We start from the raw sequence: 19,687 nt of genomic DNA, 5'->3' as shown, positions 1-19,687 counted from the left end.
GGGGTCCCTTGCTACCGCCTCGTGAGGAGGAAGGGCCCCCTGCCACCACCCCCGCCACCCCACCCGCCGGTGGCGTGAAGCTCTTCCGCACCGGGCCACGCCGGTCCTAGAGTGGGGGGCGGCAGCCGTGACAGGCGGCCGGTGATCCGGCGGGAGGCGCAACCCGCCGGGTGCCAGGTGCACCCGTCAACCCGGCGGGGAGGCACCCACCGGTCCCTCCCTCCGGCGTGGCCCCTCGTCCCGGGCCCGGTCGCCCTCGCCCCGGTCCCGCCCACGGAATCCCCCATCACCACAGGGGAGTAGAAGGACAATGGCGCGACCGATCACGCTCTTCACCGGCCAGTGGGCCGATCTTCCGTTCGACGAGGTCTGCCGGCTCGCCGCCGAGTGGGGCTACGACGGCCTGGAGATCGCCTGCTGGGGTGACCACTTCGAGGTCGACAAGGCCCTGGCCGACGACTCGTACGTCGATCGCAAACGCGAGACGCTGGCGAAGCACAACCTCCAGGTCTTCGCCATCTCCAACCACCTGGTCGGCCAGGCGGTCTGCGACCACCCGATCGACGAGCGGCACCAGGACATCCTGCCCGCCCGGATCTGGGGTGACGGCGAGCCCGAGGGGGTCCGGCAGCGGGCCGCCGAGGAGATCAAGGACACCGCGCGCGCGGCGGCGAAGCTCGGGGTACGGACCGTCGTCGGCTTCACCGGCTCGTCGATCTGGCACACCCTGGCGATGTTCCCGCCGGTGCCACCGGCCATGATCGAGCGCGGCTACCAGGACTTCGCCGACCGGTGGAACCCGATCCTCGACGTCTTCGACGAGGTGGGGGTGCGGTTCGCCCACGAGGTCCACCCCAGCGAGATCGCGTACGACTACTGGACCACCCGGCGGACCCTGGAGGCGATCGGGCACCGCCCCGCCTTCGGCCTCAACTGGGACCCGTCCCACTTCGTCTGGCAGGACCTGGACCCGGTCAACTTCATCCTCGACTTCGCCGACCGGATCTACCACGTCGACTGCAAGGACGCGAAGGTGCGTACCGGCGACGGTCGGCGCGGCCGGCTCTCCTCCCACCTGCCCTGGGCCGACCTACGGCGGGGTTGGGACTTCGTCTCCACCGGACACGGCGACGTGCCCTGGGAGGACTGCTTCCGGGCGTTGAACGCCATCGGGTACGACGGCCCGATCTCGATCGAGTGGGAGGACGCCGGGATGGACCGGCTCGTCGGCGCGCCCGAGGCGCTCCAGTTCGTCCGTCGGCTCGCCTTCGACGCCCCGGCCGCCGCCTTCGACGCGGCCTTCAGCAGCGGTCGCGACTGACCTCGCAGGGCGTACGATGCCCGACGGGCCGGCCGCGGAAGCGGCCGGCCCGTCGGAGACACCTCTGCTCAGAAGGTGCTGCCGTTGGCCCCGGTGCCGGACGACTTGCTCCGGTTGGTGCTGCTGGCCGAGCTGGTGCCGGTGCCGGTCGAGCTGCTGCCCGTCGACCCGGTGCTGGTGGTGCTGCTGCCGGTCTTCGCCCCGACCGTGGCCGGCGTGCCGGCGAAGGCGTCGTCGGCGGCGGTCAACTCCTGGTTGCCGCCCCCACTGCCCGTGTGGAGCTTCTCGCCCAGCTTGGAGTTGCTGAGCTTGTCCTTGCCCTCGCTGTAGAGCCGGGTTGCCTGGGCCTGTGCGACGCCGGCCGCCTCCTGCACGGTCGGGTGGTCGAGCACCTTACGGCCCCGGACCACCAGCTCCTCGTACTTCTCCCGGCCGGCACGGGCGCCCAGGACGAATCCCGCAGCCAGCCCGCCAAGGAACATGATCTTTCCGCGCATGGCGGCTCCCTTCGTACCTGACGCGCTACCGACCCCGTACCGGGAGGACCCGGTCGGGAGCCGTCGTGTCGCGCCTGCGTCCTCTGTCCGCAGCTAACTACCCATCCTGCTCTCTGCTCATGCCTCCTTGTGTCCGGATGGCGATTTGTCCCACTTCTTGCGGTTCAAAGTTCGGTGGTAACCCCCTGGACCAACACCCGGGGAAGTCCTGTACTCTTGTCCCCGTCGCACGGTGCCGGAGAGATCCGGTTCCGGGAAACGCGATCCCCCGTAGCTCAATTGGCAGAGCAGCCGGCTGTTAACCGGCAGGTTTTTGGTTCGAGTCCAAACGGGGGAGCTTCTCCACCACGCCCGCCGGCATCCGCCAGGCGGGCGTCGCTGTTTCCAGGCCGTGCGTCCCGTTGCCCGCCCATCCCGCCGGCAATGCCAACGGCGTCGGCCCCGCAGCGGGACGGTCGTTTTCCCTCCGGCTCCTCGACGCCCGGCAGGATGGACAGGGCCGGCATAGACTCCCGATTGCGTCGATTTCTGCGTCGCTTGGCGCGCCAGTGCCACACCATCGACACGAGGGAGAACGGTCGATGCCGACTGGACCTGACGTCGTCATCGTCGGCGGGGGCCTGGCCGGGCTCGCCGCCGCCCGTCGCCTGCACCGCGCCGGAGTGCCCTGGCGACTGGTGGAGGCTGGCGACCGGCTCGGCGGTCGGGTCGCCACCGACCGGCTCGACGGTTACCTCCTGCCGGCCGCGTCTCCGCCGCAGAAGCACCTGCGCAAGCCGGTCGCCCTCGGCGACGGCCTCTACGTGGCCGGCGACCACCGCGACAGCCCCTCGATCCAGGGCGCCCTCGCCAGCGGCTGGCGTGCCGCCGGCACCCTCCTGCGTGACCTCCGCCCCTGACCCGCCTGGTCCCTCCGCCACGTCGATCAGGCAGCCGACCAGCTCCGTGTCGGCGTGTCGGCCCGTCCACTTCGTTGTCCAACCATCGGACCGAACGGGCCGGACGGGAAGGGGCAGGGAGTGGGGCGGACGGGTCAGCCGTGGTCGATGCAGGCTGTTATCCTCGCGTTGCCCATCGTGCCGGAAGATCGCTGCCGTCGCCGCGCATGGTGGTGGCCGGTATTCGCGCGACCGGGTTAGTATCCCGGCGCCAGCAGGGGGCGGTAGCTCAGCGGGTTAGAGCAGGGGACTCATAATCCCTCGGTCGCGGGTTCGAGCCCCGCCCGCCCCACCGAAACGGATACCCAAACGGAGGGGTCTGCCTGGCCTGGTCGAGCGCGACGCCCTCCGTAAACGACTCATCGTCGAACATCTCGACCTCGCCCACACGCTGGCCCGCCGGCACCGGCACCACCAGTTACCCAGATTGAACCTGATGCCGCCGACGGGTATGGCGTCCAGGAGATCGAGCAACAACGGCCGCGGGGGCCGCCGCAGGCCCTGCTCGTAGGAGGCGACACTCGCGACACTTCGGCCGACGATCGTGCCCAACTCGGCTCGGCTGAGCCCGTTTTCGCGTCGGAACCAAGCCATGAACGAACCGACGCTCGGCCACGGTGACGCCAGAGTCGGGGAACCCGGGCGACAAGGGGCGGCGGGGCGGGGTCGGACAGCCATGGGTCCTCCGAGGCATCGATTGCTGGTCCGGACGCTCAACGAGCGGGCAGGAGCCGGGTCGTGATAAGGATTCGGATTGACCATAATTCCGACCGGTCGCTAGAATGGTCGCCGTGGAGACCATTCCCATCACGGAAGCCAAGGCCCGGATCGCCGAACTCGCCGACCGGGTCGCCCGGGAGCACGACCATTTCACGATCACCCGTAACGGCCGGGCCGACGTGATGCTGATCTCGGTGGCCGAGTACGAGTCGATGCGGGAGACGCTCGACCTGCTGTCCGACGACGAAACCCTCGCAGACCTGCGCCAGTCGCGGGAGGATTTCGCAGCCGGCGACACGTTCCCGGTGGACGAGGTGCGTGCCGAGCTGGAGCGGCGTCGAAGCAGGGCGGCCTGATGCCTCCGGGGGGCAAGCGGGGGGACGACCACATCAACGAACCGCTCAGCCCGTACACGATGGTGTTCTCCCGGCAGGCTCGCCGCAATCTGCACGAGGACCTGCCGTTGGAGGCGGCGATGGCGGCGACGGAAACCATCCAGCGGGCGATCGCGGTCAACCCGTATCGGGCGGGCAAGCCTCTCGACGAACCCTTCGACGGCTTTCACTCCGCCCGGCGTGGTACCTACCGGATCGTCTATCGGATCAACGAGGCGAAGCGAGTCGTGGAGATCCACTCGATCCGTCAACGGCGTGACGCCTACCGTTCGTAGGACACCCTCCGGGCCGGGTCCGGCGATGCCGCCGCTGTGGCCGCGACGGCATGACGCTCCTTGGCTGGGCTAGCAGCGCTGCGAGCTGGGCGGATTCAGTGGCAGGGGGTCACCGGCGATCGTGGCGGCGCGGTTCGCATGGTGGTGCCTCCGGCCCATCGGTGCGAACAGCCGGGCACCCCAACCTCCACACTCGGATGCTGGCCGGGCCACCCCTTGAACGAGGCGGCCCGGGCAGGCATCAGGAGAAGGACAGGCCGGTCACGTGCGGCAGCCAGTAGCCGACGTAGCTACCGGCGGTCGGCTGGTAGGAGAGCCGGCCGTTGACCCAGGCGGTGGCCCCGAGCGGGGCGCCCGACGCGGAGGTGAACGTGATCGTCTTCGTGGCGGTCACGTTGCCGGCGGCGTCGTAGGCGTACCCGGTGTAGGTGCCCGGCTGGACGTTCAACATCAGGGTCGGGCTGTACGTCTGCTGCTGGACCTTGCCGAGCAGGACCCGCTCACCGAACACCTCCGGGACGAGGTAGCCGGCGAACGCCCCGGCGGTGATCCGGTAGTAGTAGTTCCGTCCGTACACCCGGATCCGCTGGTCGGCGGGGGCGCTGGACCCTGAGGCCAGGGTGAGGCTCTTCGACGCGGTGATGTTGCCGGCGGAGTCGAACTTGTACCCGTAGTGGGTACCGGCCTCGAACCGCACGGTGCCGCTGACGCCGGGGTCCGGGTAGTCCGAGCGCAGCAGGTACGAGTTGGACGCGTGGATCGAGTTGTGCGTCATCTCGTACAGCTTGAGCATCTGCTCGGTGTGGATCACGTGGTACTTCAGGTGCGGGTTCTGGCAGCCCACCGAGTAGTTGCTCGCCCAGCGCAGGTTGCGCAGGTGGTTGGGCAGGTACTGCCGGATGGTGGTGATCGCACCGTCGAACAGCGCCGCCACGCCCGGGTCGTTGGTGATGCGCCAGTAGTCGTACACGCCGTAGATCGCGAAGATGTGTCCGTTGAAGACACGCTCACCGGTGGTGCCGGGGCTCTCCGGGTATTCCTCCAGCCAGACCCGTCCGCCGCTGTCGACCCAGCTGGCCCACGGGCCGGACGGGTCGGGCCCCATGGTCAGGGTGGCGTAGGTGTTGTCGGCCGCCTCGCGCCACTTCGCGTCGCCGGTGATCTCGTGCAGCCGCACGAACAGGCTCAGCAACTGCCCCTGCGCCATGCCGCTGTACCACGGTGCGTTGAGCACCGGACGGCCCGCGCAGCGGGTCAGGTCGAAGTCGTACGGGTACCACCACGCGCCGCGGCTGATCACCTTGCGGTCGAGGTTGCGCTGCGCGTTGGCGATGGCGCGGTCCAGGAAGAGCTGGTCGCCGAGGTTCAGGTAGCTGGTCACGTTCTTCAGGCCCCACTGGGCCTGCGCGACCGGGTGGTCCCAGATCTGGCCGCCGAACGAGAACATGCGGACGCCGTGCTCGTCGTGCAACCCGCTGTCGACGACGGGCGCGCCCTCTTCCCGGTACGGGTAGGCCGCAGCCGGGATCGTCTTCGGCTCGTAGCCGTCGCGGTCGTAGGCGGGCAGGGTGGTCGCGGAGGCCGCGCCGAGCTGCCGCTGCTGCTTCTTCACCTTTCCGACGTCACGGGACGGCTTGCGGGGGGTGCCCTCGAGGATCGGGTCGGCGTTCCGGTCCGGGGCGACGGACACGTTCGGTGCCCGGTCCGGGCCGGCGGGCGTGGGCGGAGCGGCGTGCGCCGCGGGTGCCGGCAGCGTGGTGAGCAGCAGTCCGGCGAGGATGCCGGCGCCGATCCGGCGGGTGGTTCTCATCAGGTCAGGCCTCCCGTGGGTGATGATCGCCCCAGATGCTACGGCGATTCGCCTCCCACTCGGACTGACCGATTCGGCAGGAAATTCGGGTGAAAGTTCCCGGCCGCCCGTACGTTTAGCGACGGCGCGGTTACCGGAGCCGTGATCGTGCTCGATCAGCCGGTCGTGACGGCCCCTGACAACGGCTAGCCGGGCACGCTCCACCTCTGATTGCCCTGGCTGTTGCAGGTCCAGATCTGTAGCCGGGTGCCGTCGGTGGTCTGTTGGCCGGTGGCGTCGAGGCACCTACCGGTGGCGGGGTTGGTCAGGGTCTGCGCGCTGGGGTCGTAGCGCCACTGCTGGTGGGGGTTGCCGCTGGTGCAGTCCCAGAGTTGGATCCGGGTGCCGTCGGCGTTGACGCCCCCGGTGACGTCGAGGCACTTGCCGAGGGCGCGGAAGGTGCCGTCGGCGGCGCGGGTCCAGGCCTGCGCGGTGCCGTTGAGGTCGCAGGTGTAGAGCTGGACGGCGGTGCCGTTGGCGCTGTTGGCGCCGGCCACGTCGACGCACCTGCCGCTGGCGACGCCGCGGATCTTGCCAGTGGGTGGGGGATTGGTGCCACCGCCGAGGTCGATTTCGCCCTGGTTGAGCACGCGGGGGTGGTAGTAGGCGTTCCGGATCTCGGTGTCGGTGTTGTTGCCCCGCAGGTGCTCGGACCAGATCATGAAGTAGGACCAGCGGGGCTGGCTGTCCAGGAGAGAGCCGGTGGGCATCTTCCCCATCTCGGCGATCGCGGTCGGCTTGCTGCCCGCGATCGACTGGATCTGCTGGTAGTCGCCTGTGGAGGGGTGGCTCTTGTACCAGACGTCCAGGGACACCACGTCGGCGTAGTTGTCGCCGGGGTAGTAGGTGGCCCAGCCGCCGGCCGGGTTGTCCTGCACGTTCCACACCCACACGAGGTTGTCGAGTCCCTGGCTGTCGAAGTAGTCGCGCATCTGCTGGTAGATCTTGGCTCCCCCGTTGGCGCCGGGGCGTGCTCCCCACCAGTTCCAGCTCTCGTTCATCTCGTGGAAGGGCCGCCACAGCACCGGCACGCCCGCGTCCCGGAGTTGTCGCAGGTACGGGACGACCTCGGCCATCCGGTTGCGCCAGGTCTGGTTGAGCGCGGTGCCGCCGGTCACGATCTGCTGGAACTGCGTGTCGGAGATGCGGGTCTTGACGCCGCCCTCGAACTCGCAGGTCCGGCCGACCGTGGGCGAGCAGGCGTGCCAGGTGAGGGTGACCAGGGAACCGTTGGCCCACTCGGTCTTCGCCTGGTCGATCACGCGCTGGCGGTTGTCGATGTCGTCGGCGCGGAACATCATGTCGCCGCCCCACAGGCCCGGGTACTGGCCGGTGACGTCGTGCACCTGCTGGGTGTACTGACCGGGCTGGCTGGCGGGCTCCTTGTTGTGTTGGCCCGACACGACGTACGACCCGGTGATGGACCGCAGGTGGCTGACGACGGTGGCCTTGGTCGCGGGCGCGAACGCCGCGGCGGTATCCGGGACCGGGACCACCACGGACGGTAACAGTCCGGCAGTCGCAACGACGCCGGCTGCCGCCAGGGCCCGCAGGGATCGAGCTGTCATGGGAACTCTCCTCGGACGGGCAGGGGACCTGTGGATTGCCCTGACGATGGCCGATGACTGAAGCGGTTCAGTAGGGCACTGTACCGTCGCTGATCGATGGATGTCCATCTCTGGGTGCCCGCCGGGCTCCTGGGGTTGGCCCTGGTGAACGTCCCGCTTTCCAGGGGTCCGCCCTTGTTGGCGGTTCTCTGCGGTCTGGGTGCGCTGGTGGGTCATCGCCCCATTCGTGCCCGGCTGGTCGGCGAGAGTGGGTATGACTACCCGTTAGTGACGAAATTCGTCACTACAGAGCAGCTTCATGACGAGTTTCTGAGGATCTATGGACAGCAACTGCCGGTTCTCGTAGAGTCCGAGCATCTTCCGATGATCCTGGAGATGACGTGAACACTGCCGCCACGGAAAGTCCCGTCCACTCGTCGACCGAGCTGCACGCCGCTGCCACCGTGGTGGACGGAAGCACGGTCATCGAGCTCAGCGACGCCCACCTCGACCGGATCCGGCGAGGGGGAGTCACCGCCGTCAACCACACGGTCACCAGGCCGTACGCGGACACGGTCACCGCCCTGCGGGAGGTGAACCAGTGCCGCCGGTGGATCGACGAGCACGCCGACGCCGTCCTGCTCGCGCTGACGGTGGCCGACATCGAGCGGGCCAAGGCCGAGGGCAAGGAAGCCGTCATCCTCGGCCCGCAGGACACCGAGATGATCGGTGTCGACCTCGACCTGCTCGGCACCTTCCACGACCTCGGCATCCGCATCCTGCAGCTGACCTACCAGCGGCAGAACCTGCTCGGTGCCGGCTGCGGGGAGGTGACCGACTCGGGGCTGACGCGCAAGGGCCGCACCTTCGTCCGGGCGATGAACGAGCTGGGCATCCTGGTCGACGTCTCGCACTGTGGCGAGCGCACCGGCCTGGACGCGATGGACGCCTCCGACAAGCCGGTCGTCGTCACCCACTCGTTCTGCGACGCGATGTCGCCGCACATCCGGGCCAAGTCCGACGACTACCTGCGCCGCCTCGGCGCGCAGGGCGGCGTCATGGGCATCACCACCCTGTCCGGGTTCCTCTACTACCCCGACGCCCCGACCCGGCGTCCTGACCTCGCCCGCTTCGTGGAGCACGTCAGCCGCGTGGTGGAGGTGGCCGGCGTCGACCACGTCGCCATCGCCACCGACTACGACGAGACGTGGACCGAGGCGATGCGGGCCGCGCAGTTGAAGGACAAGGAGCAGCAGAACCTCCTCGGTGACTTCGGGTGGAACGAGCGTCGGGCGATCGGCATGGACGACGCCTCGCAGTTCCCCAACTTCACCGAGGCGCTCCTTGCCGGGGGCTTCTCGCCCGAAGACGTGATCAAGATCCTCGGCGGCAACTGGCTTCGGGTTTTCGGCGAGGCGTGGAAGCCGGCGGACCTGTAGCGCCGATCGTGACACCAGCCAAGGAGACCAATGCGAACCCGATTTTTCACCAGAGTGCTGGCGGTGGGCGTCGTCGCGGCGCTCGCGGCCGGTTGCTCCGGAGGCGGTGAGCCTCCGTCCACCGACGGTGACAACTCCAACGACGGCCTGACCAGCAACGTCCGGCTGGAGGACGAGTCGCAGCCGGGCGGTACGCCGAAGTCCGGCGGCCGACTCCGGATCATGATCCGGCTGGACGCCAACGAACTCGACCCGCACCGGATGTCGGAGACCTCGGCCTTCGTCATCAACGAGCAGATCTACGAGTCGTTGGTGCAGTCGTACCGGGGCGAGATCAAGCCGGCGATCGCCGAGTCGTGGGAACAGAGCGCGGACGGGACGACGCTGACGTTCAAGCTCCGGGACAACGCCTTCTTCCACAGCGGGCGCAAGGTGACCGCGGCCGACGTGAAGTACTCGATCGAACGGATCAAGAACCCGGCGACCCGGGCCCCTCGGGCCCGTAGCTACGAGGGCATCAGTTCGGTGGAGGCGCGCGACGAGCGTACCGTCGAGATGAAGCTGGCCAAGCCGAACGCGGCCATCCTGACCCTGCTCTCCACCGCCGCCTCGTCCGTGGTGGACCGTACGGTGGCCGAGGCAGCGGGTGGGCTCAACGGCAGCGTCGACGGCGGCAGTGGCCCGTTCAAGATCGCTTCACGGGTGACCGGCCAGGCGATCAAGCTCGACAGGCACGACAAGTACTGGGAGCAGGGCGTTCCCTACCTCGACGGGATGGACTTCACCTTCAACCCGGACGACAACGCCCGCGCCGCGGCGATCCGCAGCGGCACGGTCGACTTCCTCTGGCGCCCCGCGCCCGAGTTCATCGACGCGCTCAAGCGCGACGAGAAACTCAAGTGGTACGGCGGATCCGGTTCGCTCTCCCTGCACCTACGGCTCAACACCTCCAAGGCGCCGTACGACAACGTGAAGGTCCGGCAGGCCATCTATCTGGCGCTCGACCGCCAGGAGATCCTGAACGTGGCCAACTCCGGGTTCGGCACCCCGCTCAACGCGGGTTACCTGCCGCCGGACCGGTTCGGCGCGCTGACCGAGCCGGTCTACAACAAGCCCGACATCGAGAAGGCCAAGGCGTTGCTGGCCGAGGCGGGCTTCCCGAACGGCTTCGAGGCCAAGCTCATGGTGATCGCCACGTCGGCATTCCAGGTGCGCTCGGCCGAGGTGGAGCAGCAGCAACTCGCCAAGATCGGCATCAAGGTGACCATCGAGTCGGTGGAGTCCACCATCGCCGACTCGAAGACGAAGGCCGCCGACTTCGACATGTACCAGTCCGGCTTCGGCCTGACCTACGACCCGGACGAGCGGTTCTCGGCCAGCTTTCTCAAGGGCGGCGGGCTGAACTACGGCAACTGGACCGACCCGGAGTACGAGAACCTGATCGTGCAGGCCCGCTCGGAGATGGACAAGAACAAGCGCGCCGCGCTCTACCAGCAGGCCGAGAAGATCCTGGCCGAGCGTGGCCCGGTGGCCATGACCTTCCTGAACGCCGACTTCGACGTCGTGCAGAAGGACGTCATGGGATACCGCGGCGACCCGACGCCGACGTACCGCTTCTACCGGAACATCTGGCTCGATCGATGACGAGCCGTGGCGGGGACGCCGATCCCGCGGGCGTCCCCGCCACCTTCCCCGTGACGCGAAAGGCAGGTCCATGACGTCCGTACCGCTGACCGACCGCTATGTCATCGCCGCCCGGCTCAAGGGCTACCTCAACAAGCACGACGAGTCCGTGGCCCTGCTCACCGAGGCGCTCGAGCTGGAGCCGGGCAGTCCGCGCCTGCTGCGCTTCCGGGGGCACCGGCGGATTTCGACCGGCGACTACGCCGGCGCGATCGAGGACCTGCGCGCCGCCGCCGACCGGCTGGACGGCGTCGAGGACGAGTACGAGATGTACCAGCCCGAAGTGGAGAAGGACGTCGTCAGCCTGATCCTCGGCCGCCCCGAGCAGGTCCGACCGCAGCACCTCACCGAGACCATGGCCGCCGAGGACCCGCAGGCCCTGGAGCGGTACAACACCACCCTGCACACCTCCGTCTGGTACCACCTCGGCGTCGCCCAGTACCTCGACGGCGACTTCGAGGGCTGCCTGCCCAGCTTCCGGGAGGCCGAGCGGGCCGCCCGGCACCAGGAGGGTCTCGTCGCGTCGCAGGACTGGCAGTACATGGCGCTGCGCCGGCTCGGCCGCCCGGACGAGGCCGAGCAGGTACTCGACCGGTTCCGCGAGATCGCCCTCGTCCAGGAGGACCATCTGGTCGGATACGAGGGCCGGATGCGGCTCTACACCGGCGAGATCACCCCCGAGCAGCTCTGGGCGATGTGCGACGGCAACAGCCTGAAGACCGTCACCCAGGGCTACGGCCTGGGGAACTGGCACTACTACAACGGCAACGTCGACGCCGCCCGCGAGGTCTTCGACGGAGTGCTGCGAACCGGTGTCGGGCACGCCTTCGCCTACCTGGCGGTCAAGGCGGAGTACTCCCGTAACCCGGACTTCGTCGGGGCGACGACAGCGAAGGAGAACTGAGGACATGGCCATCATCCGTGCCGAGATCGGCAAGCGCGACCAGGAGACCAAGGAAGCGATCATCGCCGAGCTGACCGACGTGCTGGTCAAGTACGGCTCGCCGCGCGAGAACACCCACGTCCTGCTCTACGAGGTCTCCTACGACAACTGGGCCAAGGGTGGGGTGACGTACAACAACCGGAAGCGCGCGCAGGAATCGTCATGACCGTCGCCGCCGGAGGACCGCACGTCCTGCTCACCCCGAACCTCGCCGACCTGCTGCCGCAACTGCGCGAGCGCTATCCGCAGTGCCGGTTCACGCCGGTCCCGGACGACGAGCCGGTGCGCGAGGAGTGGCTCGACGCCGAGGTGATCCTGCGCAGCGCGATGAACGAGGACACGTTCGACGAGCTGCTGGGCAAGTGCGACCGGCTGCGCTGGGTCCAGATCACTGCGGCCGGCTTCGACTGGGTCACCGGCGACATCATGCAGCGCCGCCTCGCCGAGGGACTGGTCTACACCCGGTCGCCCAACTCCTACAACGTGCCGATCGCCGAGTACGTCATCGGCGCGGTGCTGCTGCACGCGCGGGGGTTCCCGGCGTACCGCGAGGCGCAGGAGCGCCGGGAGTGGGTCCGGATCGTGGCCCGGGACGTCATCGGCAGCACCATGGTGGTCTTCGGTACCGGCGGGATCGGACGCGAGGTGGCCTGGCGGGCCCGGGCCCTGGGCGTCACCGTGATCGGGGTCAACCGCACCGGCTCGCCCGCCGAGGGTTTCGAGCGGGTGGAGGGGTTCGCCGACCACCTGGCGTTGCTGCCCGAGGCCGACTCCGTGGTGCTGGCCATGCCGCTGACCACGGAGAACCGGTACTTCTTCGACGCCGGGCACTTCGCGGCCATGAAGGAGACCGCCGTCCTGGTCAACGTCGGGCGGGGTGCGCTGGTCGCCGAGGACGCGCTCGTCGACGCCATGCACCAGGGGCGGATCGCCGGTGCCGTGCTCGACGTGTTCGAGGAGGAACCACTGCCCGGTGACCACCGGCTGTGGAGCCTGCCGAACACGACCATCACCCCGCACACCTCGTTCCGGGGCTCCGGCAACCTGCAACGGCTCTACGCCGACTTCTGCGCCAACCTCGACCGGTATCTCGCCGGTGAGGAACTGGCCGGCACGAAGCGGCAGCCGGACCTCGGGTACTGACCACCACCCGGCCGACCCGCGGTTGCAGGGGTCCCCTGCTCATCACAATGCGGTAGCAGGGGACCCCTGCAACCACCCAGGCGGCCCACTCGATCATCGAGTGGGCCGCCGCCGTCGTGGCGTTCAGCTGAGCAGGGCGCGGGCGGCCGTCCGTACGTCGTCCTCGCGCAGCAGGACCTGGTCGGCGGCCGGGCCGAGCGGCACGTAGCTGTCGACGCTGTTGACCCGGGCGATCCGGCCGGTGAAACCCGCGTCGACCAGGGCGGCCACCACGGCCTCGGAGACGCCGCCGCTGGTGCGGGTCTCGTCGACGACGAGGACCCGGGAGACGCCGTCGAGCGCGGCGCGCAGGCTCACCGCCGGCAGCGGCGCGAGCCACTGGAGGTCGACGACGCGCGTGCCAATTCCCTCCCGGGCCAGCTCGCCGGCCACCCGCAGGCTCATCGGGACGCCGTTGCCGAAGGTGACCATTGCCAGGTCGGTGCCGTCGCGGACGGTCCGGACCTGGCCCAGCGGGTTCTCGGTCACCGCCCACTCGTCCGGCGCCGGATAGCGGGCCAGCCAGCCGCCGTCGCCGTCGGCGTGCAGGTCACGCCGGTGATAGAGGGCGATGGGCTCCAGGAGGACACAGACCCGTCCCTCCTGCTCGGCCAGGGCGAGGCACTGGCGGAGCAGGGCCGGGGCGGTGGCCGGGTGCGAGGCGACCGCCAGGGCCAGGCCCGGGATGTCCCGCAGTACCGCCACCGAGTTGTCGTTGTGGAAGTGCCCGCCGAACCCCTTCTGGTACGCCAGGCCGGCGATCCGCACGACCATGCCGTTGGCGTACTGCCCGTTGGAGAAGAAGCGCAGCGACGCGGCCTCGCCGCGCAGCTGGTCCTCGGCGTTGTGCAGGTAGGCGAGGTACTGGATCTCCGGGATCGGCAGGGTGCCGGCCAGGGCGCCGCCGAGCGCCACCCCGAGGATGGTCTGCTCGTCGAGGAGCGTGTCGAAGACCCGGTTCGCGCCGAACGCCTTCCGCAGTCCCCGGGTGGCGCCGTACACGCCGCCCTTGCGGGCCACGTCCTCACCGAACACCTGCGCCTGTGGCCAGGTGAGCAGCGCGTCGTGGAGAGCCGCGTTGATCGACTGGGCCAGCGTGAGCGGGCCCCGGGTCTCCGGGAGCTTCCCGCCGAACACCCGTTCCCGCCCGCTGCCGGCACGTCGTGCCGCGCCGCTGACCTGCACCACCCGGCGGGCGGTCAGGGGAGCGGTCACCGTCGCGGTGTCGGCCAGCCGTTCGACCCGGCCCACCATCTGCTCGGCCTGGTCCATCACCAGCTTGCGGGTGTCCTCGTAACGGGCGAGGCTCTCGGCCGGGCTCAGGATGCGGCGTCGGGCGAGCAGCGCCGCCGTCGCCAGGATCGGATCGCGGGCGTAGTCGGCGAGGATCTCCGAGCGGGTCCGGTACGCCAGTTCCGCGTCCGAACCGGCGTGCCCCATGAACCGTACGGTGCCCAGGTGCAGCACGGCGGGCTCCCGTCGGGTCCGCACCCGGTGCGCCACGTCGGCCGCGACGGCCAGCAGGCGGGCGGGGTCCGTGCCGTCGGCGTACGCGTAGTGGATGCCGGGTAGGGCCGACAGCATCCGCCGGACCCAGCCGTGCGGGGAACGGGTGCTGATCCCGATGCCGTTGTCCTCGCAGACGAACAGCAGCGGCATCGGGATTCCCTGGTGGGCGCTGTAGCCCACGGCGTTCAGCGCGCCGGCCGCCGTGGAGTGGTTGGCCGACGCGTCGCCGAAGCTGCACACCACCACCGCGTCGGCCGGGTACCCGGTGTCGGTGGTGCCCCGGTCCAGCGCGAACGCCAGGCCCATGGCCCGGGGCAGGTGCGAGGCGATCGTCGAGGTCTGCGGGATGATGCTCAGGGCCCGGTGGCCGAACACCTTGTGTCGTCCGCCGGAGATCGGGTCGTGCCGGGACGCGGCGGCGGAGTGCAGGACGTCCGCGATCGGGGTGGCACCGGCGACCTGGCCGGCCCGGGCGGCGTAGAAGCCGCCGGACCGGTAGTGCAGCAGGGCCGGATCGGTCGGGCGCAGCGCCAGCGCGACGGCGGCGTTGCTCTCGTGGCCGCTCGACCCGATCGTGTAGAAGCCCTCCTGCCGGGACTGCAACCACCGCAGCGCGAGGTCGAGGTGTCGGCTCTGGATCTGGGCGTCGAGGTGGTCCAGCAGCAGACCGGGGTCGACGTCGACGTCCGGGGAGGTCTCCTCGGGCAGGGGCTGGCCCGCCGACCACCCGGTGAGGCAGCGAACCAGGTGGTCGTCGATGGATTCCACGCGCGTGTGCTCCTTGCGGTCAGCGACCGGAACGGCCCCGCAGTCGCGGGTCCAGGACGTCGCGGAGGGTGTCGCCCAGCAGGTTGAAGCCGAGGACGGCGATCATGATGCAGACGCCGGGCACGACCGACGGCCAGACCGACAGCTCCATGAAGGACTTGCCGCTGGAGAGCATCGATCCCCAGGACGGTTGTGGCGGCTGCACGCCGAGCCCGAGGTACCCGAGGGACGCCTCGATCAGGATCGCGTAGGCGAGGCTGGTGGTGAACTGCACCGCGATCGGGGCGATGGAGTTGGGCAGGATGTACTTCAGGATGAGGCGGGTGTTGCTCAATCCGACCGCCTGGCCCGACTCCACGTACGGCTCCCGGCGGACCGACATCGCGGTGCCGCGCACGATCCGGGCGAAGCTGGGGATGAAGACGATGACCAGGGCCAGGATGAGGTTCTCCGTGCCGGGCCCGCGGGCGGCCACCACCGCGAGGGCCAGCAGCAGGGTGGGGAAGGAGAACATGATGTCGGTCGCCGGGGTGATGATCGCGTCCAGTACGCCCCGGTAGAAGCCGGCGAGCAGCCCCAGCAGGACGCCGATGGCCCCGGCGCAGGTCACCACGATCAGGCTGACCGTCAGCGAGGTCCGTGCGCCGTAGAGCGCCCGGCTGAGCAGGTCGCGCCCGGCCTCGTCGGCGCCGAGCAGGAAGTCGCCGCCGGGCGGGGCGAGCCGCTGGTTGGACATGGCGGTCGGGTCGTAGGGCGCGATCAGCGGGGCGAGGGCCGCGGCGGTGGTCATCAGCAGCACGATGACCAGCCCGATCAGGCCGACCTTGTCCCGGGTGATCAGTCGCAGCAGCTGGCCGCCGCGCCGTCCGGTCTTGATCGGGGATGTCTGCGGCCGGGGGGCGGGGACGACTTCAGTGACCACTGCGCAACCTCGGATCCAGGTAGGTGTAGATCAGGTCGACGAGGAGGTTGACCACCACGTAGAAGAAGGCCAGGAAGAGCAGCGTGCCCTGGACGACCGGGTAGTCGCGTTGACTGATCCCCCGGATGACCATCGTGCCCAGTCCCGGCCACGCGAAGACCTGCTCCACGATGACGGTGCCACCGAGCAGCGCCCCCGCCTGGATGCCCAGCACCGTCACCACCGGGATCAGCGAGTTGCGCAGGGCGTGCCGGACCATGACCGCGCGTTCGCCCAGCCCCTTGGCCCGGGCGGTACGGACGTAGTCCTGGTTGAGGACCTCCAGCATGCTGGACCGGGTCATCCGCATGCTGATCGCCGCCAGGCTGGCGCCGAGGGTCACCGAGGGGAGGATGAGGTACTTCAGGCTGCCCCAGAAGCCCTCACCCTCGCCCGCGCCCTGTGACGGCAGCCAGCCCAGTGAGACCGAGAAGACGTACACCAGCAGGATGCCCAGCCAGAAGTTCGGCAGGGAGAGCCCGATCAGCGAGGCGACCCGGGTGCTCGCGTCGAGCAGGCCGTTGCGCTTGGTGGCGCTGAGCACGCCGAACGGGATGGAGATGAGGATCGAGACCAGCAGCGCCGACACCGCCAGCAGCAGCGTGGACGGGAAGCGCTGCATGATCTCTTCCAGCACCGGCTGGCCGGTGCGCATCGAGGTGCCGAGGTCGCCCTGGACGAGGGCACCCAGCCACCTCAGGAACTGCTCGTACACGGGCATGTCGAGCCCGAAGTAGCGGCGCATCTCCGCCTCGATCGCGGGGTCGCCGAAGTCCTGGCCCATGATCGAGCTGATCACGTCACCGGGGATCATGCGGATCACCAGGAACGAGATCACCGAGATCCCGAGCAGGACCGGAATAACCGATAACAGGCGGATGAGCGTGATGCGCAGCATGGCGTGTTTCTCCGGTCTGGTCAGGTTTCCGAGCCGGGCGCGCCAGGGGTCGAGCCCGACTCCCAGGCGGACTCCTCGTCACCGTCGACGGCGATGTCGCGGGCCCACTCGTGGGCGCGCTTGGCGACCCGCAGCACCATCACCGACCGGCTCTCCATCACCCCGTCGAGGTGGCCCAGCCGCTCGGTCCAGAACCGGCGCATGGCGTTGCTGGAGGCGAAGTAGCCGACCGCGATGATGTCGAACTGGCCGGTGACGTGGTAGACGTACGCGATCTCCGGCATGCCCGCGAGCTTGTCGATGAGCCGCTCTGTGGCCCCGGGGGCGCTCTGGATCTCGAAGAGTGTGTGCACCGGCCGGCCCATGAAGGCGGCGCTGGGGATCGCGGCGAACTGCAGCTGCCCCTCGGTGACGAGCCGTTCCACCCGTCGTCGCACGGACCCTTCGGAGAGGCCGACCTTCGCCGCCAACGCGACGTTTGTCTGCCTCGGGTCCTGGACGAGTTCCCGGATGAGGCCGCGATCCTTTTCGATCGAGCTCTTCGATGCCATCTCGCTCCAACTCATAGTGACGTAATTCGTCGCTGCCGGGAGCCTAGACGACGAACATCGTCTGTGCAACACTCCGACTTGACGAATGGCGGCGCTCGGGAGTCTAAAACACCAGGGGGTTCGATGGCCTTGTTGGAGGTGCGAGACCTACGTACCGAATTCCGCGCGGCGCGGGGGTCGGTGACGGCGGTCGACGGTGTTTCCTTCACTGTGGACGCCGGCGAGATGGTGGCGTTGGTGGGTGAGTCCGGCTGCGGCAAGTCGGCCACGGCGCAGTCCATCATGGGCCTGATCGTTCCGCCGGCCGGGCAGGTGACCGGCGGGCAGGTCCTCTTCGAAGGGCAGGATCTGCTGCGCCTGCGCCCCCGCGAGCTGCGGGCGGTCCGCGGCAAGGGCATCTCGATGATCTTCCAGGATCCGATGACCTCGCTGAACCCGGTGCTGACCGTGGGTCGGCAGCTCACCGAGTCCCTACGCCTGCACCTGGGGTTGAACCGGCGGGCCGCGCGGGCGCGGGCGATCGAGTTGCTGGAGATGGTGCGCATCCCGGCCGCGGAGACCCGGCTCGGTTCCTACCCGCACCAACTCTCCGGCGGCATGCGGCAGCGCGTGATGATCGCCATCGCGCTCTCCTGCAACCCCCGGCTGATCCTGGCCGACGAGATCACCACGGCGCTCGACGTCACCATCCAGGCCCAGATCCTGGACCTGCTGCGGGAACTGGCCCGGGAGACCCGGACCGCCGTCCTGCTCATCACCCACGACCTCGGGGTCGTGGCGGGCATGGCGGAGCGGGTCAACGTGATGTACGCCGGCCAGATCGTGGAGCGCGCCGAGACGGTCGACCTGTTCCACCGTCCGCAGATGCCCTACACCTGGGGCCTGCTGGGGTCGGTGCCCCGGCTGGACCTCGTCCGTGGGGGCCGGCTACGCCCGATCGCCGGCCGCCCACCGGAGTTGTCGGAGATGCCGACCGGCTGCCGGTTCCGCCCCCGTTGCGTGCACGCCCGCGAGACCTGCCAGGACAGTGCCCCGGAACTGGTCGGCACACACGAGACGCCGGGCCGGGGCCAGTTGACCCGGTGCTGGGGCATGCGCCCGGTGAGCCAGGGCGGCTGGCTCTCCACCCGGGACCGCTACGCCGACCAATCGACGGAGGAGAGCTGATGTCCGAAGCCCCTGTCACCGCAGCGGACCAGCCTCTGCTGCGGGTACGCGACCTGGCCGTCGACTTCAAGGTGCCGAAGCGCGGCTCGCTGCTGCCGGCCCGCCTGCGCGCGGTGTCCGGGGTGGACCTGGACATCCGGCGCGGCGAGATCATCGGTGTGGTGGGGGAGTCCGGCTGCGGCAAGTCCACCACCGGCCGGGCCATCCTCCAGCTCCTCAAACCCAGTAGCGGGACGGTGACCTTCGACGGCACCGAGCTGACGACCCTGGGCCGGGGCCCGATGCGGGCGATGCGCCGACGCATGCAGATGATCTTCCAGGACCCGTTCGCCTCGCTGAACCCCCGGATGTCCATCGGCGAACTCATCGAGGAGCCGCTGCTGGTGCACTCGGACCTCTCCGCGGCGGGGCGGCGGGCCAAGGCCCTGGAGACCATGCAGCTGGTCGGACTCAGCGAACAGTGGCACGACCGCTTTCCGCACGAGTTCTCCGGTGGCCAGCGCCAGCGGGTGGGCATCGCGCGGGCGCTGGTCAGCAACGCGGAGTTCATCGTGGCCGACGAGCCGGTGTCCGCGCTGGACGTCTCGGTCCAGGCGCAGATCGTCAACCTGCTGGAACAGCTCCAGGAGGAACTGGGGCTGACGATGATGTTCATCGCGCACGACCTGGCCGTGGTGCGTCACCTCTGTGACCGCATCGCCGTCATGTACCTCGGCACCGTCGTCGAGGTGGGCGAGTGCGAGGACATGTACCGCCGGCCGCAGCATCCCTACACCAAGGCCCTGCTGTCGGCGGTGCCGATTCCCGACCCCCTGGTCGAGACCGAGCGGAAGCGCCTCATCCTCACCGGGGACGTGCCGAGCCCGCTCAACCCGCCGAGCGGATGCCGGTTCCGGACCCGGTGCTGGAAGGCCCAGGAGGTCTGCGCGGCGCAGACACCGGTGCTGACCACCACCGGCAGCGGCCACCAGGTCGCCTGCCACTTCCCGGAGAACGTCGACCCGCAGGCGCAGCCCGTCGCCTCCGCGATCGGTGGTCGGTGAC

The 19,687-nt window shown here is 69.4% G+C and carries 18 protein-coding genes, 2 tRNA genes and 2 pseudogenes; 14 read left to right on the top strand and 8 right to left on the bottom strand.

Annotated elements, in window-relative coordinates; translation table 11 throughout:
- Positions 1-310 precede the first annotated feature (310 nt).
- Positions 311-1,321, top strand: a complete 1,011-nt coding sequence (locus IGA62_RS05170) for a sugar phosphate isomerase/epimerase family protein (protein ID WP_145816014.1) — start codon at positions 311-313, stop codon at positions 1,319-1,321.
- 68 nt (positions 1,322-1,389) lie between these two features.
- On the opposite strand, the gene IGA62_RS05165 is transcribed toward IGA62_RS05170, so the two are convergent.
- Positions 1,390-1,818: a hypothetical protein gene (locus IGA62_RS05165; RefSeq protein WP_145816015.1), complete on the bottom strand. Its 429-nt coding sequence runs from the start codon at positions 1,816-1,818 to the stop codon at positions 1,390-1,392.
- Positions 1,819-2,082: 264 nt separating this feature from the next.
- Between IGA62_RS05165 and IGA62_RS05160 the strand changes: the two genes are divergently transcribed.
- From IGA62_RS05160 to IGA62_RS05145, 3 genes and pseudogenes are all read left to right on the top strand, one after another.
- A tRNA-Asn gene (locus IGA62_RS05160) sits at positions 2,083-2,155 on the top strand.
- A gap of 244 nt (positions 2,156-2,399) precedes the next feature.
- Positions 2,400-2,711: pseudogene (locus IGA62_RS30860) on the top strand (FAD-dependent oxidoreductase); the annotation flags it as partial.
- 263 nt (positions 2,712-2,974) lie between these two features.
- Positions 2,975-3,048: transfer RNA gene (locus IGA62_RS05145), tRNA-Ile, on the top strand.
- Between the two features lie 170 nt (positions 3,049-3,218).
- On the opposite strand, the pseudogene IGA62_RS30855 reads toward IGA62_RS05145, so the two are convergent.
- Positions 3,219-3,350, bottom strand: a pseudogene (locus tag IGA62_RS30855) (helix-turn-helix domain-containing protein); the annotation flags it as partial.
- A gap of 197 nt (positions 3,351-3,547) precedes the next feature.
- Between IGA62_RS30855 and IGA62_RS05135 the strand changes: the two are divergent.
- Together IGA62_RS05135 and IGA62_RS05130 are read left to right on the top strand one after the other, a co-directional pair.
- Complete coding sequence (locus IGA62_RS05135) at positions 3,548-3,832, top strand: type II toxin-antitoxin system Phd/YefM family antitoxin (RefSeq protein WP_145816017.1); 285 nt, start codon at positions 3,548-3,550, stop codon at positions 3,830-3,832.
- A 59-nt stretch (positions 3,833-3,891) separates the two neighbouring features.
- On the top strand, positions 3,892-4,146 hold the full coding sequence (locus IGA62_RS05130) for a type II toxin-antitoxin system RelE family toxin (RefSeq protein WP_232624881.1): 255 nt from the start codon (positions 3,892-3,894) through the stop codon (positions 4,144-4,146).
- 241 nt (positions 4,147-4,387) lie between these two features.
- On the opposite strand, the gene IGA62_RS05125 is transcribed toward IGA62_RS05130, so the two are convergent.
- The gene (locus IGA62_RS05125; protein ID WP_145816019.1) at positions 4,388-5,956 is read right to left on the bottom strand and encodes a D-glucuronyl C5-epimerase family protein; all 1,569 of its coding nucleotides are present in this window, start codon (positions 5,954-5,956) and stop codon (positions 4,388-4,390) included.
- A gap of 185 nt (positions 5,957-6,141) precedes the next feature.
- Positions 6,142-7,563 (bottom strand): glycosyl hydrolase, encoded by a 1,422-nt coding sequence (locus IGA62_RS05120; protein WP_145816020.1) that lies wholly within the window; start codon positions 7,561-7,563, stop codon positions 6,142-6,144.
- A 96-nt stretch (positions 7,564-7,659) separates the two neighbouring features.
- Between IGA62_RS05120 and IGA62_RS05115 the strand changes: the two genes are divergently transcribed.
- From IGA62_RS05115 to IGA62_RS05090, 6 genes are all read left to right on the top strand, one after another.
- Complete coding sequence (locus IGA62_RS05115; RefSeq protein WP_145816021.1) at positions 7,660-7,947, top strand: hypothetical protein; 288 nt, start codon at positions 7,660-7,662, stop codon at positions 7,945-7,947.
- Positions 7,944-8,981 carry a dipeptidase gene (locus IGA62_RS05110; protein ID WP_145816022.1) on the top strand — a complete coding sequence of 346 codons (1,038 nt, stop codon included), beginning with the start codon at positions 7,944-7,946 and terminating at the stop codon, positions 8,979-8,981. The genes IGA62_RS05115 and IGA62_RS05110 overlap by 4 nt, the downstream gene beginning before the upstream one ends.
- A gap of 30 nt (positions 8,982-9,011) precedes the next feature.
- A complete protein-coding gene (locus tag IGA62_RS05105; protein ID WP_145816023.1) occupies positions 9,012-10,625 on the top strand; it encodes an ABC transporter substrate-binding protein in 1,614 nt (537 codons plus the stop codon).
- Positions 10,626-10,695: 70 nt separating this feature from the next.
- Complete coding sequence (locus IGA62_RS05100; RefSeq protein ID WP_145816024.1) at positions 10,696-11,568, top strand: tetratricopeptide repeat protein; 873 nt, start codon at positions 10,696-10,698, stop codon at positions 11,566-11,568.
- Positions 11,569-11,572: 4 nt separating this feature from the next.
- Positions 11,573-11,773 carry a tautomerase family protein gene (locus tag IGA62_RS05095; protein ID WP_145816025.1) on the top strand — a complete coding sequence of 67 codons (201 nt, stop codon included), beginning with the start codon at positions 11,573-11,575 and terminating at the stop codon, positions 11,771-11,773.
- Positions 11,770-12,750 carry a D-2-hydroxyacid dehydrogenase gene (locus IGA62_RS05090; protein ID WP_145816026.1) on the top strand — a complete coding sequence of 327 codons (981 nt, stop codon included), beginning with the start codon at positions 11,770-11,772 and terminating at the stop codon, positions 12,748-12,750. Before IGA62_RS05095 ends, IGA62_RS05090 begins: the two co-directional genes overlap by 4 nt.
- Positions 12,751-12,873: 123 nt before the next feature.
- Here IGA62_RS05090 and IGA62_RS05085 read toward each other — a convergent pair whose 3' ends face one another.
- The 4 genes from IGA62_RS05085 to IGA62_RS05070 form a co-directional block, all read right to left on the bottom strand.
- Complete coding sequence (locus IGA62_RS05085; protein ID WP_232625042.1) at positions 12,874-15,006, bottom strand: thiamine pyrophosphate-dependent enzyme; 2,133 nt, start codon at positions 15,004-15,006, stop codon at positions 12,874-12,876.
- Between the two features lie 79 nt (positions 15,007-15,085).
- Positions 15,086-15,988, bottom strand: a complete 903-nt coding sequence (locus IGA62_RS05080; protein ID WP_232624880.1) for an ABC transporter permease — start codon at positions 15,986-15,988, stop codon at positions 15,086-15,088.
- Positions 15,978-16,925 (bottom strand): nickel ABC transporter permease, encoded by a 948-nt coding sequence (nikB, locus tag IGA62_RS05075; RefSeq protein ID WP_088982628.1) that lies wholly within the window; start codon positions 16,923-16,925, stop codon positions 15,978-15,980. The genes IGA62_RS05080 and nikB overlap by 11 nt, the downstream gene beginning before the upstream one ends.
- A gap of 20 nt (positions 16,926-16,945) precedes the next feature.
- Positions 16,946-17,476: an Lrp/AsnC family transcriptional regulator gene (locus IGA62_RS05070; RefSeq protein WP_186499739.1), complete on the bottom strand. Its 531-nt coding sequence runs from the start codon at positions 17,474-17,476 to the stop codon at positions 16,946-16,948.
- Between the two features lie 123 nt (positions 17,477-17,599).
- Here IGA62_RS05070 and IGA62_RS05065 point away from each other — a divergent pair, with 123 nt between their 5' ends.
- Entirely contained in the window at positions 17,600-18,643 is a 1,044-nt protein-coding gene (locus IGA62_RS05065; RefSeq protein WP_145816029.1) for an ABC transporter ATP-binding protein, read from the top strand.
- Positions 18,643-19,686 (top strand): ABC transporter ATP-binding protein, encoded by a 1,044-nt coding sequence (locus IGA62_RS05060; protein WP_145816030.1) that lies wholly within the window; start codon positions 18,643-18,645, stop codon positions 19,684-19,686. Before IGA62_RS05065 ends, IGA62_RS05060 begins: the two co-directional genes overlap by 1 nt.
- Position 19,687 lies beyond the last annotated feature (1 nt).

The organism is Micromonospora sagamiensis, assembly GCF_014680085.1.
Taxonomy (GTDB): Bacteria; Actinomycetota; Actinomycetes; order Mycobacteriales; family Micromonosporaceae; genus Micromonospora; species Micromonospora inyonensis.
This window is presented reverse-complemented; position numbering and strand designations above follow the sequence as displayed.